The organism is Flavobacterium amnicola (assembly GCF_004122165.1).
Lineage (GTDB): Bacteria > Bacteroidota > Bacteroidia > Flavobacteriales > Flavobacteriaceae > Flavobacterium > Flavobacterium amnicola.
Window position 1 is genome coordinate 1 of the sequence record NZ_SBKO01000034.1, and the last position, 216, is coordinate 216.

The 216-nt window shown below is 48.6% G+C and carries 1 protein-coding gene; it reads left to right on the top strand.

Annotated elements, in window-relative coordinates:
* Positions 1-216: hypothetical protein (locus tag EQG63_RS12320; RefSeq protein WP_164974520.1), on the top strand; the 216-nt coding region annotated here is incomplete at both ends.

The following is a 216-nucleotide window of genomic DNA, read 5'->3' on the forward strand; positions in this document are numbered from 1 at the left end:
CAGCTACCTTTACCATTACCCCAGCACCAGCTGTTGTGGTGAGCAATGTTCAAGATGCAAGCATCTCAGCCTGTGCAAGTGAAGCGGACATCAATGCGGCGTATGCCGCCTGGTTAGGAAGTTTTGGAGTTAGCGGTGGATGTAATCCACAAGGCGGTTTTACGGGTCCAACTACAATGCCAAATATTTGTGGAGGCTCAATCCAACTGACTTATA